Here is a 14518-nt window from a genome sequence, read left to right on the forward strand (position 1 = left end):
CGTGGCACCTTGTCGGCGCGGCCGGAGCCGCGCCGACGCCGGCGCTCAGTTGTCCGAGAGACCGATGGGCACCTGATAGCCAAAGCCATCGATCAGGCCCTCGTTGAGGCCCTGGGTCTCGACGCTGGCGGCGCCCAGGTCGATCAGCTCGACCGCGTCTTCATTGATGCGTTCCATCTTCATTCTCCGTGTTGCGTCGCACGACTCGCGACCACGGAAGACTCGGCCCGATCGCCGCCTATATGAATTTTATAATCGGCTTATTTGCGGTTCGTCCGCGCTTCGAGCAGCTTTGGCGCGGCACGCATGCGCGCGACATGGTAGCGCCGGATCGCGGCGCGCTGGTCAGGCCCGGGCGTGATGGCGGCCGCGATCTCGGCGGCGGGGAGCGGAAGGGCGATATGCTCGAGGCGGCGAAAGGCGTGAAGCCGGTCGCCGGCGTTGAGGATCGCAGTGCGCAGCTCGCGGTTGGCGGTGGTGTTGGCGAGCAGCTCAAAGCCCATCGCCGCGGCCTCGGCGTGCGACCGGGTGGCGAGGACCACGGCAAGATCATCGGGATCGGGCAGCGTGCGGGCAGTGCGGATCGCCAGCGTGACCAGCGCGGCATGCCATTCATAGAGATTGCGCAGCTCTGCCTCGCTGTAGCGGGGAACATGGAAGCCATCGCCCGCGCTCGCTTCGACCAGCTGCTCGCCGACCAGCCGGTTCAGGGCATCGCGAACCGGGGTCATGCTCACCCCGATCTCGTCGGCGAGGCGAACCGCCTCGAGCCGATGGCCAGGCGCAAGCCGCCCCTCCCGCAAGATCGTCTTGAGCGCGGCGTAGCTGCGCTCCATCGCCTGGAGCGGGCTCATCCAGTGGCTTGCGCTGCGAGATGTCCGGTAACCGCGATGGCCTGATCCGGTCGGAGCGCGTCGATTGCGCCAAGATGGGCCGGGACCATGTCCTGGAGCAGGACCGATGGGCAGACGCCTTCGAAGTTGCCGAGATTGGGCCGGTGCTGTCGATAGCCGACCAGGGCGGCAAGGTCGGCAGGGAAGGTCCGTGCGACGCTCGGTGGGTAGGCGAGCCACTGGTTTTCATAGGGTTTGAGCCAGCCAAGGCAGTAGCTCAGCACCACTGCCTTGCGCACCGTGTCGGTGCGATTGGCCCCGGCGCCATGGAGGGTCGAGCCGAGGAAGACAATCGCATCGCCAGGCTCGCATTCAGCGCAGATCGAGGCGTCAGCGATCGTGTCTTCGAGCGCGTTTCGGCGATGGGTGCCAGGATAGATCAGCGTGGCTCCGTTCCGGGCCGTGAACGGCGTGAGCGGCCACATGATGTTCACCAGATATTCGACCTCGCCCTTGACCCCCTGCCACATGTCCTGGTCGCGATGCGGAAACTGCGCCGGTGCGCCCGGGTAGAGAGCGATGGCCTGCCCGAGATTGAGCTGGATGTTGTCGCACCAGGGCAGCAGGAAATGCTCGACGATCTCCAGAATGTCAGGCGCGAGGACGAGCGGGCTGACATGGCCGGACCGGCGCAGCAGGCTCCCGAAACGCTTCGTGCGCGCGCCATAGAAGTCGCCCGTACAAAAGGGCGTCGCCTCGAACACAGGCTCGAGGTCCGCCGCGAGGTCGCGCATGCCGCGCTGCGGGGCGAGCCCCCGCAGGATTGTCCAACCCTGTGCGTCCAACTGGTGGCACGCGTCGATCGCCCGGGATGATCTGCGGTGCGTGAGCCTCGTCATGGTTGAACTCCAGCGATGCTGAAGTCTGTTGCCGCGTCGATGAGCAGGGGGGCGGCGGGTCGCCACATGCCGCTGCGCTCGAGGCGCATGGGCGTGTTGGCGTCGATATCGATACGCAGCGCCCCCAGGGTCGTGCCCCGGTCGGGCAGGGGCTGCCCGAGCCGTGTCGCGTTCCAGCCAAACCGCAGGACTTGTCCAAGCCAGCCCTGCTCGGCCACGCCGGTATAGGTTCGAATGCTGTTAGCAAGCGCATGCTGGGTCAGCGCGGTGACCAGCTGATCGCGAACGATCCGCCGGCGACTGGCTCCCAGCCTCCGGTCGAGGCAGAAGCGCGTGACTTCGAAGATCTCCGGCCCGCTCGGGACAGGACCTGCACATAAGGCGGGGAAGAGCGTGTCGAGGATATGCGGCCGCGTCGTTGGCAGCAGCCGCGCGGATCCAAGGTGCCTGTGGTCCGCGTCGGTCAGGACGAGGTAGCGCGCGTGCGCATCGTCAAACTGATCGACCTCATAATGCTCCTCGAGCACTGGAACATCCCATCCCAGCAGGTCGACAAAGACCGCCTTCCTCGCCTCGAACATCCGTTGCAGAACCAGCTCAGGGCCTTTCGAGACCCTGGTATCGACCAGCGCGATCATGGTGGCGCCTCCCTCGTGTGAGGCGCAAGGATCGGCGGATTACCGGTCGAGCGATATACCAACAAATGGGGGGGCTAGCGGATGAAGATGTCCGAAAAGCAGATCGATCCGTCAAACAGCGCCATGACCGCCAGGTGCGCGCGCTTCTGGACGCCATATCGCTCGCGGGCATGTTTGAGATGCTGGATGACGGTCTCGTGACTGACCCCGAGGATCCGGGCGATCTCCCAGTCGGTCTTGCCGCGCGCCGCCCACAGGACACAGTCGCGCTGCCGGTCGGTCAGGGGCGAGGTCGGGGTGGGCGCGCGGCTGGGCAGGGAGAGACGCCGTGCGGTCTCGAACGCCAGCCCCCCGACCAGTTGCGCGATCAGGACATGGTGCTCGGGAAAATCATCACCGCTCGCCACAGCGAACGAGCAGGATCCATTATACTCGCCCGGCACATGAGCGGGTATCGTGAAGCCCTCGCCGATCCCGAACCTGCGCGCTTCGCTCAGCACCTGCCGGTCCCCTGTCGTCATGCGGATAAGATTGGGAACCTGCGACCATTGAAATCCAACGCTTGCGACATGGCTTGCGCGGTGAATGGGATCGAACCTGCCAAGGTGTCGCGCATCGAACCACGCCTCCCAACAGGCAGGATAATTGTGCAACCGGATCGCCAGATCGGGTGCGGTTGCAAAGTCGACATGATGGGCCACGGCGAAGTAACGAAAGCCCATGGCCGCGGTATATTCCTCGAGCGCGGAGAAAAGCTCTGGAAGCGCACCTGCCGAACTCAAAACTGTGCTGAAGGCTTCCGCCAGATGTAGCCTTGCCATACCGCATGACGCCGGTTGCGAGGGTGCCCCAACACACCGCAAACGCGTGGATATGATCAGATCTGCACGCGCTGCTTCTCACGGACGCGATGCGCAAATCGAGTTCTTCGTCCAACAATTTCAGATTTATGTCAAATTCTACACCGCTCTGCACGGGAATCGGAGGCGGCGGCGCGCTGCGTCCTGCGATCGCGCGCGCTTAACGCGCTATGGGCCCGTCGACAACGACAGCCGAGCGCTGCCCACCCTGTGCCGCTCACCATGGCGTCGGGTTATGGCTTGATCCTGATCGACACCGGACAATGGTCGGACGGGTGCCGGTCTTCAGGCTGATCATATCGATATTCTTCGAACGACCCTGGGAGCATCCGCGTCAACGCCTTCGATCCAAGCACGATATGATCGATGAATTCGCGATAGCGCGCCTTGCAGCCGGCGGCTTGTCCCTCCGACGCGATCGACAGATCAGCACCGGCCGGCTCATTGTCGTCGATCTCGGCGTAGAAGACGTCGCCTCGCGCAGCGATCCGCCGGTTCCAGTCGCCAAGAACAAGAAACGTCTCTCCCGCGGCGGCGCGGCCGTCGATCCAGCGTTCAAGAACGGGCAGCTGATCAAACAGCACCGGGCAGTCCGGATCGCTCTGGGAGCGCCCCGAATTGCAGCCGGACTTGAGGTGGACCGCCAGCAGCCGAACGGGCTGGCGTGACCCGATCGTCACATCGACGCCCCAGCGCAGGTCGGGATTACCGAGCGCAAGAGCGGACAGATCGTCATTGCGGGTCCAGCGAATGCCCTTGCGGATCGCAAAGCCGACTGCCTGATGCCCTATCGTCTGGCCAGGCTTTCCATAGCAGACGCCGCCCCGGCGTCCCTTGGGACGCGCCGACATGACGACGTCATAGCGCGCCGGATCGAAGACCCGTTCGGCGGCAGCCTTGCTCTCGACTTCCTGGAGCGCGATCACATCGGCAGCCAGGGCATCGGCATGGCGCCGCAGGTCTGCGTAATCGGCATCGGTACGCGGTCGACAGCCTTCGCCGTTGCGCTCTGCGAGATGTTCGACATTCCAGCTGGTGATCTTGAGGGGCGCTGACGCTGGCGCTGGTTCCGTGGCCTGAGGCACATCGGCGCAACCGCTGACCATGGCCAAAAGAGCAAAAGCGGTGATCGACGTCTTGAGCATGGCGCATAGTATCGCTCGGTGGCCGGACCGCAATCACCTTGATCGAGACTCATGGCTCATCCCGGCCGTGGTCAGCAACATTGTGTGGCGATCGATGCAGGACGTAACCTGCAAGTCGGACCCTATCCTTCAACCGCGAGCAGTTGGCTCGGAAACGCGCAGGCGAGGTGGAGCGCCTCGTCGAGCGGCGCGCGCAGCCAGCGGCCATGGTCTTCGTCATGGAGAATGACGGGGACAGCCTTGGGGTGGATGGCCCCGACGATATGGTTGGCGGCAGCTTCAGGCGCATCGCCATAGCCGCAGGTGAGAAATGCGAAAATCGGGCCTGTGTCGCTCGGGCGCCAGATCCCGGCAAATGCGGTGACGGGCCGGCTCGGTACATTGAACCAATGGGGTCGCTTCTTGCCTGTTACTGGATCAGGCGCGGTGCTCCACTCCTGAAATTGTGAGAAGGGCACAAGGCAGCGCCGCGCAGGATTTTGCAGCGCCGAGCGCCAGAACGGGCTCTCATAGTTGCGCACATTGACGACCGGCTTTCCGCCGCGTGGATTGGGCCAGCCCCAATTCTGGCGGTCGAGCATCGGGCTGCCTTCATGCTCCCGGATGACCCAACCTTCCCGGCCGGGAGACACATAGTCTTTTCAAGCTCGACGGCCTCGAATGAGCGGTCATCCGCTCGAAAATGTGCAGCGATCTCGGCGCGGGAGGCTTTCAGACGATAGAGGTTGCACATGCGTGACGGCCCTCCCGCTTCGATTGGCCAGAAAAGGCGAGGATGACGCGCCGCGGCCCCTGGTGCAAGATCCGGGACGCTCCCCCATCGAAGCCTTAGCTCCGTCGGACGAATCCGACGCAACCCTGGCATCCGAAATCGGAACGCTACGCCAGAAATACCTTTGTGCACGCTATGGCAGTTTGCCATCCGGCTGGCCCTTGTCACCGAACACATCGCTCGCCCAGCTTGCGTCAGAAGCACCAAGATTGACCACATGATACGAGGTGATGGCGATGCAGATCGAAACCCCGGACCGTATACTCCGACTGAAGACCGTCCTTGAGCGTACCGGCTTAAGCCGCTCGACGATGTACCGCAAAATGCAGGATGGCAGTTTTCCAAAGAATATTCAGATCAGCACGCGTTGCACGGGCTGGCGCGAGTCTGCAATTGACGCGTGGTTGCAAAGACCGATGTTCTACTCCGACAATTCAGACCAGTAACAGCTTTGAGCTGGATACCGCAGGATTGCTGCTCCGTGCGAGACCCGAGCGGGCAATATCAGATCGATCGCTCTGGGCTCTGCTCTCCTCAGCCTCCGCGCAGGTGGTTGTTGAAAGCGCGTGAAGATGGGGGAGATCATACCCACCAGCAGATCATTCGGGACATGTGCGTCGCAGCGAAAGTCGGTCCGTCGAATAGCAAGAAAAAGCCCAAAAGGTCCCACTGCAGCCGACCGATAAACCTGGAGATTTGCGGCCCAAGGCATCTCATAGCGGCCTTCTTGGGATAGATCGGCTGGGTCAGGGCGAATGAAGCAATGAGTGTCGGCGGCGCATTTTGAGGGCGCCGGAGAAGGGCGCAGGCTCACAAAAGTAGACCGGCAAAGAGCGCCCCGGCCGTTTCGCCGCTTTCCTCAATGCCGATAGCCGCCGCATTTTTGACGATGTGGACAGAAATGGCTCGGTAGCACGGAATACGGGGCTGAGCCTTGGCAGGAGTTTCAAGACTGGATACCACCTCGACGTGGCCCGATTTCCTTTCTTCCAACGTGTTTCCGCTGCTCCAACGGCGCCGAAACCAGCTCCCGTTGCCCGTAACTTCGATATCGCCGATCTGTACGAAGGTCCGCTTGCCGCTGCCGTGCCGTCGGAGCCGGGCGAGGTCCGGCTCGACGAGAAGCTGCGCCAGGCCTATTTCTGGATCGTCAATACCGCGATCATCAGCCCGCATTACGACATCGAGTATCAGAACGGCCCGTCGCCGGAATATCGCGTCGGCGATAGTCGGCAGCTGCTGACCTTGCCCTCGGCACAGAGCTACTCGAGCTATGTCCTGCTGCCGCTGCTGGCCTTTGCCACGCGCTCGAAATGCCTGTTCATCGGCGGGCCGGGGCGCGGCAAGACCGCCAGCGCGCTGCTGATGGGCGTGCTCGCCGGCTATCCGGTGCGCGAGGTACGCCGCGCGATGCAGCACGGCCATCCGCAGATGACGATCGCCGACCTGCTCGGCAATCCGCTTCCCGCCGACCTCGTCGCCGCGCAAAGCGTGGACGCGATCCGCATCGCCTGGCGCCCGTGGCTCGGCATGCGCGTCAAGATCGTCGACGAGTATAACCGCATCCCGACCCGTACGCAGAGCGCTCTGCTGACGGTGATGGGGGACAATTATGCCGAAGTGCTCGGCCAGATCTACGAATGCCCGTCGGCCGCCTGGTACCTGACCGCCAATGACGATGCAGGTGGCGGCACCTATCAGGTGATCGAGGCGCTTCGCGATCGCATCGACGTCGTCGTCCAGGCGCTGTCGTTCAACCCCCGCTTCCTCGACGATCTGATCGTACGGATCGAGGAGAATGTCCGCCCCGAGGACGTGGTCCCCAGGGAGATCGTGTTCGACGAGGCCGAGGTCGATCAGCTCGTCGCCGCGGTGCGCGCGGTGCCGCTGCCGTCCGAGATCCGCCGCCGTATCGAGTTCTTCGCCAGCCAGTTCGAGCTGATGGAGCCGGCCGGCGCGATCTTCGAGCATATGAGCAAGGATACCGCGCGGCTCTCGGGTGTCGACTGGGTCCAGGTCACTGCGGTCGATGGTGGCCGCGACCGGCTGAAGGACATCGGCGCGCAGACCACCAACGGCCTGTCGGTGCGCAACCTGATGACGCTCATCGGCTTCGCCAAGGCGATGGCGTTCTTCCATGGCGGCGACGTGGTGTCGCTCGACGATGTGCGGCAGGTGCTGCCGTTCGTGTTGCGCGACAAGCTGCATCCCGATCCCGACGCGCCGTTCTTCGGGCTTCCCGAGCACGCCGCCTATCGGACCGATGCGATCGCCTGGCTCCGCCATTTGTTTGATCTGTCGTGCGAGGAATATGACCGGCTCGATCTCGATCGCGACGATCCCGTGCGCGCGCTGGCCGACGAGTTCGCCAGCGGGCTCGACGGGCTCGGCGAACGGGAAGTGCGTGCGCGGCTGACGCGGATCGAGCGGCTGGTCGGCGAGCGTGTGCAGGGCCGCAAGCTCTATGGCCCGCTCCACGACGAACTGCTCCACCTCAAATATCTCCACCAGCGTTACACCAATTACCTGGCCTGGCTCGGCGGCCGGCAATGACGCTGTCGGGGGTGCTCGTCCGCGAACTCGCGGCGGCGCGGCCGCGCTTCAACGCCCTTGTGGCGACGGCGCGGCGCGCACGCAGCGGTTTCGATACTGCGGCGCTCGCCGATGCGGTTTCTACACGGCTCGATCCGCTGGCGGTGGCGGTGGAGGCAATCGCCCCCGATCGCACCGCATTGGTGGTCGACGCGGGCTTCGCGCTGTCCGTCACGCTCGTCGATCATGCACTTTCGGGCGAGCGCCGGCTGCTGGTCGACCGGGTCTGGCGTGAGGTAGCGGTGCCGCTCGCGGCAGTGGTGGCCGAGCGACCCGAACCAGCACTCGCGATGCTCACCAACGCCGCGCTCAAGCTGGCCGCTACCTCGGGCGCGCGCGTTGATGAATGGATGGCGCTGATGGCGGGGCTCGCGCCGCTGGTCGATGCCGAGACGCTCGCGGGGGCGGGGCAGGTCGTCGCTTGGCGCGCGGGCATGGCGCATTACCGCGACGGCGCGCTGGCTGCCGCCGATGCGCTGCCTGAAGCGCTCGCGCTCGCCGCGATCGGCGTTGAGGGCAGCTGGGCTCAGGTACGCGCCGCGCTTGCCGCCGATCGCTGGTGGACGCCGCAAGGCAGCGTAGCAGGGACGCGGTTTGGCGGCTTCACCGGGTTCGGTGGCCCGTTCGCCACGCCCCCCGAAATTCGCGCTGGGGCCGAGGGTGTGGTCGTTCGCTCTGGCACGCGCATCGGGCTGCTCGTGGCCGACGCGTGGGGCGCGACGCTGCACCCGGCGGGTGTTGCGGAGTTCGACGCCGCACGTGCCGCGTCCCGCGCTCCGGCCGTACCGACCGGCCTGCCTGCGGACGACCTGCGTGCGGCGATCACCGCCGACACGATCGTCTTCGCCTCACCGCGCAGCCATTTTGTCGAGATCCAGCCATGGCGCAGCTGAGCCCCGCCGAGCGCGTCCCCTTGTGGCAAGCCGCCTGGCCCGAGGCGCTCGCCGCGTGGAGCCGCTTCATCCGTCTCCATGATCCGCAGCTGTGCGAGAGCAGCGTGGCGGCCGCGTCGGAAGGGCTGCAGGGCGCGTTCGCGATGATCCGCCTGGTCGACAAGCGTGTGGTGATCGATCTCGAAGCGATCGCCCGGCTCGAACTCGACGATCACGCCGCGGTGATCCTCGCGCACGAGATCGGCCACCATGTGCTCGCGCCGGCCAGCGCCACCGACAGTTTCCGGCTGATCGCCCGGCTTCGCCCCGCGCTGCCGACCTTCGAACGACATGCGCCGATGATCGCCAATCTCTACACCGATCTGCTGATCAACGATCGGCTCCAGCGCCAGGCCGGCCTCGACATCGCCGGGGTGTACGACCGGATGAACGCGCGCGAGCCGGGCGAGCGCAGCCGGCTGTGGACGCTCTATATGGGCATGTACGAGTCGCTCTGGGGGCTCGAGAAGGGCAGCCTGGGTGGTCCTTCGGGCGATCCGGCGATGGAAGGCGACGCATGGCTCGGCGCGCGACTGATCCGCGTCTACGCGCGCGACTGGATGTACGCCGCGGGCCGCTTCGCTGCGCTCGTCCTGCCCTATCTCGCTGAAGATGCCGAGAAGGACGCCGCGCTGCGCCGGCTGCACGACACGCGCGACGCCGCTGCCGGCGCGCAACCCAGTGGTGCGCAGACGATCGAGGCCGACGAGGCCGACGGCGTCCTCCACCCTTCACGCGACCCGCTGGTGACCGGCGAGGAGCCGGAGACGGACGCGGCGCCCGTCAAGCCCGATGCCGCGCCCGGCCGTCCCGGCGCCGGCCAGGCGCGCGAGCCGTTCGAATATGGAGAGATCCTCCGCGCCGCCGGGCTGAAGCTGAGCGACGAGGAGATCGCGATCCGCTATTATCGCGAGCGCGCGCTGCCCTTGCTCGTGCCGTTCCCGGTGCAGCAGGCACCTGCATCGGAAGAGCCGCAGCTCGAAGGGCTCGAACCCTGGGCGCTCGGCGACTCGCTCGACGAGATCGACTGGCTGCAGACCGTCGCGCAGTCGCCGGTCGTGATTCCCGGCGTCACCACGGTGCGTCGCGTCTATGGTCGTGAGCCCGGCGCCGCGCGCAAGTCCGGGCCGATCGACCTTGATCTCTATGTAGACAGCTCCGGGTCGATGCCCGATCCGCGCCGCTTCACGTCGTTCCTGACGCTGGCCGGCGCAGTGATCGCGCTCTCGGCGCTCAAGGCCGGCGCGCGGGTGCAGGCGACCTTGTGGAGCGGCAAGCAGCAATGGATGGCGACGCCGGGTTTCGTCCGCGACGAAACCGCAATCCTCGGCATCCTCGTCGGCTATTATGGCGGCGCCACCGCCTTTCCGATCCACCAATTGCGCGACACCTTTGCCAAGCGCACCCCGCGCGACCGGCCGGTGCATATCCTGATGATCTCGGACGACGGCATCACCACGATGTTCGACCAGGACGAGCGCGGCAACAGCGGCTGGGACGTCTCCGCCACCGCGCTCGCCAAGGGACGCGCCGGCGGCACGATGGCGCTCAACCTGGGCAGCTGGTTCCGCTCGGACAGCGCGATCGGCCAGCAACTGACCCGCGCGCGCGACGAGCTAGGCTGGGATATCCATTCGATCGCCGAGATGCCGGATCTCGTCGCCTTCGCACAGGCATTCAGCCGGCGGCGCTATGGCGGCGCGGCGGCGGTACGGGAGCGCGCGGCATGATCGTCCTTTGGCGCACCACCACGCGATGCAACTACGCCTGCGGCTTCTGCGCCTATGATCGTAGGCTCGATATCGCGCGCGACGAAGTTGGCGCGAACGAGGCGTTTCGGTTCGGCGAGCTGCTGGCTGACCGGTCGCGCGCACGGGCGACTCCGGTGATGCTCAGCTGGCTCGGCGGCGAACCTTTGCTGTGGCGGCCGATATGGGCGCTCTCCGCCGCGCTCGCCGGGCAAGGGCTGGCGATCAGCGCCACCACCAACGGCAGCACGCTGCATCGGCCTGCGGTACGCGCCGACATCGTCACGCACTTCGCCGAGCTGACCGTGAGCATCGACGGTCGTGCGCCGGTGCACGATCGACTGCGCGGCCGGGCAGGGGCGTGGGACAAGGTGCGCGACGGGTTGCGCGCGCTCGCCGCCGAGCGCGGGAATACGCCGCTCAAGCTGCGCGCGAACATCGTGCTGATGCGCGACACGATCGCGCATTTCGCCGATCTGTGCACGGCGCTCGCCGAGTGGGGTGTGGACGAGATCACCTTCAACCAATTGGGCGGACGCGATCGACCGGCTTTCTTCCCTGCGCAACGGCTACGCGCCGAGGACATAACGGCGCTCGCCACGCTCGTCCCGGCGCTGCGCCAGCGCCTTGCGGCGCGCGGCGTCACGCTGTGCGGTGATGCGCGCTATCTCGACCGGCTGCGCGCCAGCGCATCGGGCGAGGCGCTGGCGGTCGACGATTGCCGCCCCGGCCGCAATTTCCTGTTCATCGACGAGCATGGCGTCGCCGCGCCGTGCAGCTTCAGCGGCGCGGCCTATGGCGTACCGCTCGCTGCGCTCCGCACGGTCGCCGACCTCGACGCGCTGCCCGCCCGCTTCGCCGCCGCGCGCGCCGCACAGCGACTGGCGACGTGCGACGATTGCCCTTCGACTCAGACCTTTGCAAAGTTCGCCGCATGACGTCCGGCCCGCCCCTCGAGCGCGTCATGCGCCGGCTCGCCGAGACGCCCGACGATTTTCTCGCCGAGCCGCGCATCGGGGAGGCCGGCGAACTGGTCACCGCCGCCTTGGTCGGCGATCTGTTCCACGCGCTTGGCCATGCCCCGGCCGATGCCCCGCTGGTCGGACACGATCGCAACCGGCTGCAACTGACCGCAGTGGCGGTGTGGCTTCTCGCCGACGAGTGGGTCGCGGCGGCGGCGCCCGATCGCGCGACGCTCGCCGCATTGCTGAGTGAGCGGATCGGCGATCTCTCTGCCTCTGGCCGTGTCGATCAGTTCGTCGGGGATGTCGAACGGCGCGAGGAACTGGCGCGCACGCTGATCGCCGCGCTCGGGCTGGTGCCCGCGGGCGAGAGCGAGGCGCAGGCCGCCGACCGCCTCTCGGCGGTCAGCGTGGTCGAGCGCCGCCGCCTGCTCCGCGCCAGCCAGGAGGCCGAGGAGCGCGCACGCGCAGTCCGCGAGGCGCTGATCCGCAAGGCGGCCGAGGAATCGGCCGACAAATATACCCGCGAATGACCGAGCCAACCGACGCCGATCGCTACCCGACGCTGAGCGACGCGGGCCGCGCGATGCTGACCCGGATGACCGAGCATCCGGCTGCGCCCGCCTATCGCAACCGCAGCGGTAATCGCCTGCTCGCAGGGGATCTGCCCGAGCTCGCCGCGTTCGAGGCCGAGACGCTGGTGGCGCCGATCGGCTGGCGTCCCGGTACGCCGCCCGACTGGATCGCGCCGTTCCTCGCCGAGACCTATGCCAAGGTGCCGCACTTCCGCGCACGCGGGGCGCCGCCGCGCGACCTTGCCGATGTGCCGACCACCGCGCGCGGTGATCTCGCGCACGATATCGCAGCGTTCGTGCCCGATGACGTGCCGGTCGATCGGTTGATCAACTTCCGCACCACGGGCACCACCGGCCATCCGCTGCTGATCGCCTCGCATCCGGTGGTGGCCGCGCGCTATCTCGCTTTCCACAAGCGTGCGCTGGCGCGGTTCGGGATCACGCTGCGCGCGGGCGCCGGCGATGTCGGCGTCGTGCTGCTCGGGCACCAGAAACGCTGCTTCACCTATGTCTCGGTCACCCCGACGATGGGGGAGGCGGGGCTCGCCAAGATCAACCTCCATCCCGACGACTGGCGTGATCCCGACGATCGCGGGCGTTATCTCGATGATCTCGATCCCGAAGTGATCGCCGGCGATCCGATCTCGTTCGCCAGCCTGCTAGCTCTGCCGGTGACGATCCGGCCGCGCGCATTGCTGTCGGTGGCGATGATGCTCACCGATGGCCTGCGCGATCGGCTCGAGGCACGGTTTTGCTGTCCGGTGCTCGATCTCTATTCGATGAACGAGGTCGGGCCGATCGCGGTCGCCGATCGCACCGCGGGCGGCCGGGTGTTGCTCCAGCCGCGCCTGTACGTTGAGGTCGTCGATTCCGCCGGCCGCGCGCTGCCGCCGGGCGAACGCGGCGAAGTATGCGTCACCGGAGGGTTCAACTTCTGTCTGCCCCTCGTTCGCTATCGCACAGGCGACACCGCGCGGCTGGCGATGGCGGGCGACGTGCCGATGCTCGTCGACTTCAGCGGCCGTCGCGCGATCCGTTTCCGCACCGCACAGGGGACCTGGGTCAACAATATCGATGTCAGCCACGCGCTCGCCGGTCTGTCCGCTGCGCAATTCGCGTTGCGCCAGGGTGCGGACGGCGCGGTTACGCTCGCGCTGTCGCCTGAGGCACTCGACGACGCCCCGGTGGCACTGGCCGCGGTGACGGGACTGCTCGGCGACGTCCCGATCCGCGTCGAGCCGATCGCGAACGATGACAAGGTTTTGCAGTATAGTTCGGACCTGGCGGGCAGCGCCGTCGAATGACCACGCTGGAATTTGTTGCCAACGGGTTCGCCACCGTCTCGATCGTGCTCGCCTGACGGTTTTCCCTTCGTTCAGGATGGGATGCTCCAGGACGACGCATTTCGAGCCCTCCAGAATGACTGGCATCGCAATCGGCTCGATCGCGTCGAATTCTCTTATCTGATCCTTCAGGGGCCGCCACTTGTGCGGGCCGAGACCGCTTTGCGCTATATTGGGAGCGATCGCTTCGAACGGGATTAGCGGTCCTGATGCGCATGCTGCCCAGAACAGCGGCTCGATCGGGATGACGGGACAGTGCCTTGAGTGGCCATCAGGACGGTGAAATGATCACGGTTTGTAAGCCTGGCGTAGTTTTGGAACGCCCTGTCGAATTTCGCAAATATCCCGCAAAATGCCACTGCAGCCCACGTCAAAAGTGGTTCTTTTCTTGGTAGGCCAACGCCCGTGATGTAAGAAATTGCTGAACCTTCAATTGCTTAGGGGACGGATGGCGATCGTGTCTCCCCGACCACTTTATCGCGAAAGCGACGGATTTCGGCCACTTTGCGCGGTCCGATATTCCGGGTTGGACACACGGCACGTACACACGAGCCGTACACAAAACCCGGATCGGATCCCGCTGGAAAGGTGAAGTCCGATCATGTGCTCCATCCCCCATGCCCAGCGTATTTCCGGCCCATATGTGTACCGGCGCCGCGTGCATTTCCGGCATATTATCTCAAAGCCCCTAACCATCGCGTTGCGGACCGCCGATCCCGCTGCGGTTCGCCAGCGTGCTGCGATGCTCTCGGCCCAGTTCGTGACGGTGAACATCAGGGTCAACGCGATGATGCAACAGGGCGACCCGCTGACGGGAGAGCAGATCGAGGAAATTTTCCGGCGGGCGCTGGAAGAGGAGCTCAGTCGTCTGCTCAATGACGCCTATTCCAACGAAAGCTGGTCGGATCCGGTGCCGGACGTTGCCGCCGATATCGCTGAGGTCTGCAGAACCTGGCGTCGGCCGAATCGGCCCATGAGCCCCCGGGCTTCCCGGCGTGACGAACCGCCAATCGGCGGAAACAGTCATCTCGATGGGCCCAAGTTCTATGCTGCGCAATTCCTGCCCAATCTCGCCGACGAGCAGGTCGCGGCGCTCCTGAAGGCGCTAGGCATATTCGTGCATCCGGGCCTTATCGGCCCGGGCGCGGCAGCTTTTGGGCCGGTTGCTGAATGGCAGGTCCTAGCCAGGGCCTGACATAGCGGCAGGTCCGCTTTCGGG

15 protein-coding genes are annotated in these 14518 nt (G+C 65.8%); 8 read left to right on the forward strand and 7 right to left on the reverse strand.

From position 1 onward, the window contains the following. Positions 1 to 45: 45 nt before the first annotated feature. From K9B35_RS00830 to K9B35_RS00860, 7 genes are all read right to left on the reverse strand, one after another. Entirely contained in the window at positions 46 to 177 is a 132-nt protein-coding gene (locus K9B35_RS00830; RefSeq protein WP_224919913.1) for a benenodin family lasso peptide, read from the reverse strand. A gap of 83 nt (positions 178 to 260) precedes the next feature. Further along, the gene (locus tag K9B35_RS00835; protein ID WP_224919914.1) at positions 261 to 854 is read right to left on the reverse strand and encodes a GntR family transcriptional regulator; all 594 of its coding nucleotides are present in this window, start codon (positions 852 to 854) and stop codon (positions 261 to 263) included. After that, positions 851 to 1732 carry a phytanoyl-CoA dioxygenase family protein gene (locus tag K9B35_RS00840; protein ID WP_224919915.1) on the reverse strand — a complete coding sequence of 294 codons (882 nt, stop codon included), beginning with the start codon at positions 1730 to 1732 and terminating at the stop codon, positions 851 to 853. Before K9B35_RS00840 ends, K9B35_RS00835 begins: the two co-directional genes overlap by 4 nt. Beyond that, positions 1729 to 2370: an acyl-homoserine-lactone synthase gene (locus K9B35_RS00845; protein WP_224919916.1), complete on the reverse strand. Its 642-nt coding sequence runs from the start codon at positions 2368 to 2370 to the stop codon at positions 1729 to 1731. The genes K9B35_RS00840 and K9B35_RS00845 overlap by 4 nt, the downstream gene beginning before the upstream one ends. A 74-nt stretch (positions 2371 to 2444) precedes the next feature. After that, on the reverse strand, positions 2445 to 3191 hold the full coding sequence (locus K9B35_RS00850) for a LuxR family transcriptional regulator (protein ID WP_224920483.1): 747 nt from the start codon (positions 3189 to 3191) through the stop codon (positions 2445 to 2447). Between the two features lie 272 nt (positions 3192 to 3463). Next, entirely contained in the window at positions 3464 to 4315 is an 852-nt protein-coding gene (locus K9B35_RS00855) for an endonuclease/exonuclease/phosphatase family protein (RefSeq protein ID WP_224919917.1), read from the reverse strand. A 182-nt stretch (positions 4316 to 4497) separates the two neighbouring features. Continuing rightward, positions 4498 to 4956 carry an SOS response-associated peptidase family protein gene (locus K9B35_RS00860; protein WP_224919918.1) on the reverse strand — a complete coding sequence of 153 codons (459 nt, stop codon included), beginning with the start codon at positions 4954 to 4956 and terminating at the stop codon, positions 4498 to 4500. A gap of 427 nt (positions 4957 to 5383) precedes the next feature. Here K9B35_RS00860 and K9B35_RS00865 point away from each other — a divergent pair, with 427 nt between their 5' ends. The 8 genes from K9B35_RS00865 to K9B35_RS00900 all read left to right on the forward strand — a co-directional run bounded on the left by K9B35_RS00865 (position 5384) and on the right by K9B35_RS00900 (position 14494). Next, the gene (locus K9B35_RS00865) at positions 5384 to 5593 is read left to right on the forward strand and encodes a helix-turn-helix transcriptional regulator (RefSeq protein WP_224920484.1); all 210 of its coding nucleotides are present in this window, start codon (positions 5384 to 5386) and stop codon (positions 5591 to 5593) included. A 523-nt stretch (positions 5594 to 6116) separates the two neighbouring features. Further along, entirely contained in the window at positions 6117 to 7700 is a 1584-nt protein-coding gene (locus K9B35_RS00870) for an AAA family ATPase (protein ID WP_224919919.1), read from the forward strand. After that, complete coding sequence (locus tag K9B35_RS00875) at positions 7697 to 8632, forward strand: hypothetical protein (RefSeq protein ID WP_224919920.1); 936 nt, start codon at positions 7697 to 7699, stop codon at positions 8630 to 8632. Before K9B35_RS00870 ends, K9B35_RS00875 begins: the two co-directional genes overlap by 4 nt. Continuing rightward, positions 8620 to 10401 (forward strand): hypothetical protein, encoded by a 1782-nt coding sequence (locus tag K9B35_RS00880; protein WP_224919921.1) that lies wholly within the window; start codon positions 8620 to 8622, stop codon positions 10399 to 10401. Before K9B35_RS00875 ends, K9B35_RS00880 begins: the two co-directional genes overlap by 13 nt. Further along, complete coding sequence (locus K9B35_RS00885; protein WP_224919922.1) at positions 10398 to 11357, forward strand: radical SAM protein; 960 nt, start codon at positions 10398 to 10400, stop codon at positions 11355 to 11357. Before K9B35_RS00880 ends, K9B35_RS00885 begins: the two co-directional genes overlap by 4 nt. Next, positions 11354 to 11914: a hypothetical protein gene (locus K9B35_RS00890; protein ID WP_224919923.1), complete on the forward strand. Its 561-nt coding sequence runs from the start codon at positions 11354 to 11356 to the stop codon at positions 11912 to 11914. Before K9B35_RS00885 ends, K9B35_RS00890 begins: the two co-directional genes overlap by 4 nt. Then, on the forward strand, positions 11911 to 13260 hold the full coding sequence (locus K9B35_RS00895; RefSeq protein WP_224919924.1) for an AMP-binding protein: 1350 nt from the start codon (positions 11911 to 11913) through the stop codon (positions 13258 to 13260). Before K9B35_RS00890 ends, K9B35_RS00895 begins: the two co-directional genes overlap by 4 nt. Before the next feature lie 739 nt (positions 13261 to 13999). Continuing rightward, the gene (locus K9B35_RS00900) at positions 14000 to 14494 is read left to right on the forward strand and encodes a hypothetical protein (RefSeq protein ID WP_224919925.1); all 495 of its coding nucleotides are present in this window, start codon (positions 14000 to 14002) and stop codon (positions 14492 to 14494) included. The last annotated feature ends 24 nt before the right edge of the window (positions 14495 to 14518 follow it).

Source organism: Sphingomonas sp. R647 (assembly GCF_020177055.1).
In the GTDB taxonomy this organism is placed as follows: Bacteria; Pseudomonadota; Alphaproteobacteria; order Sphingomonadales; family Sphingomonadaceae; genus Sphingomonas.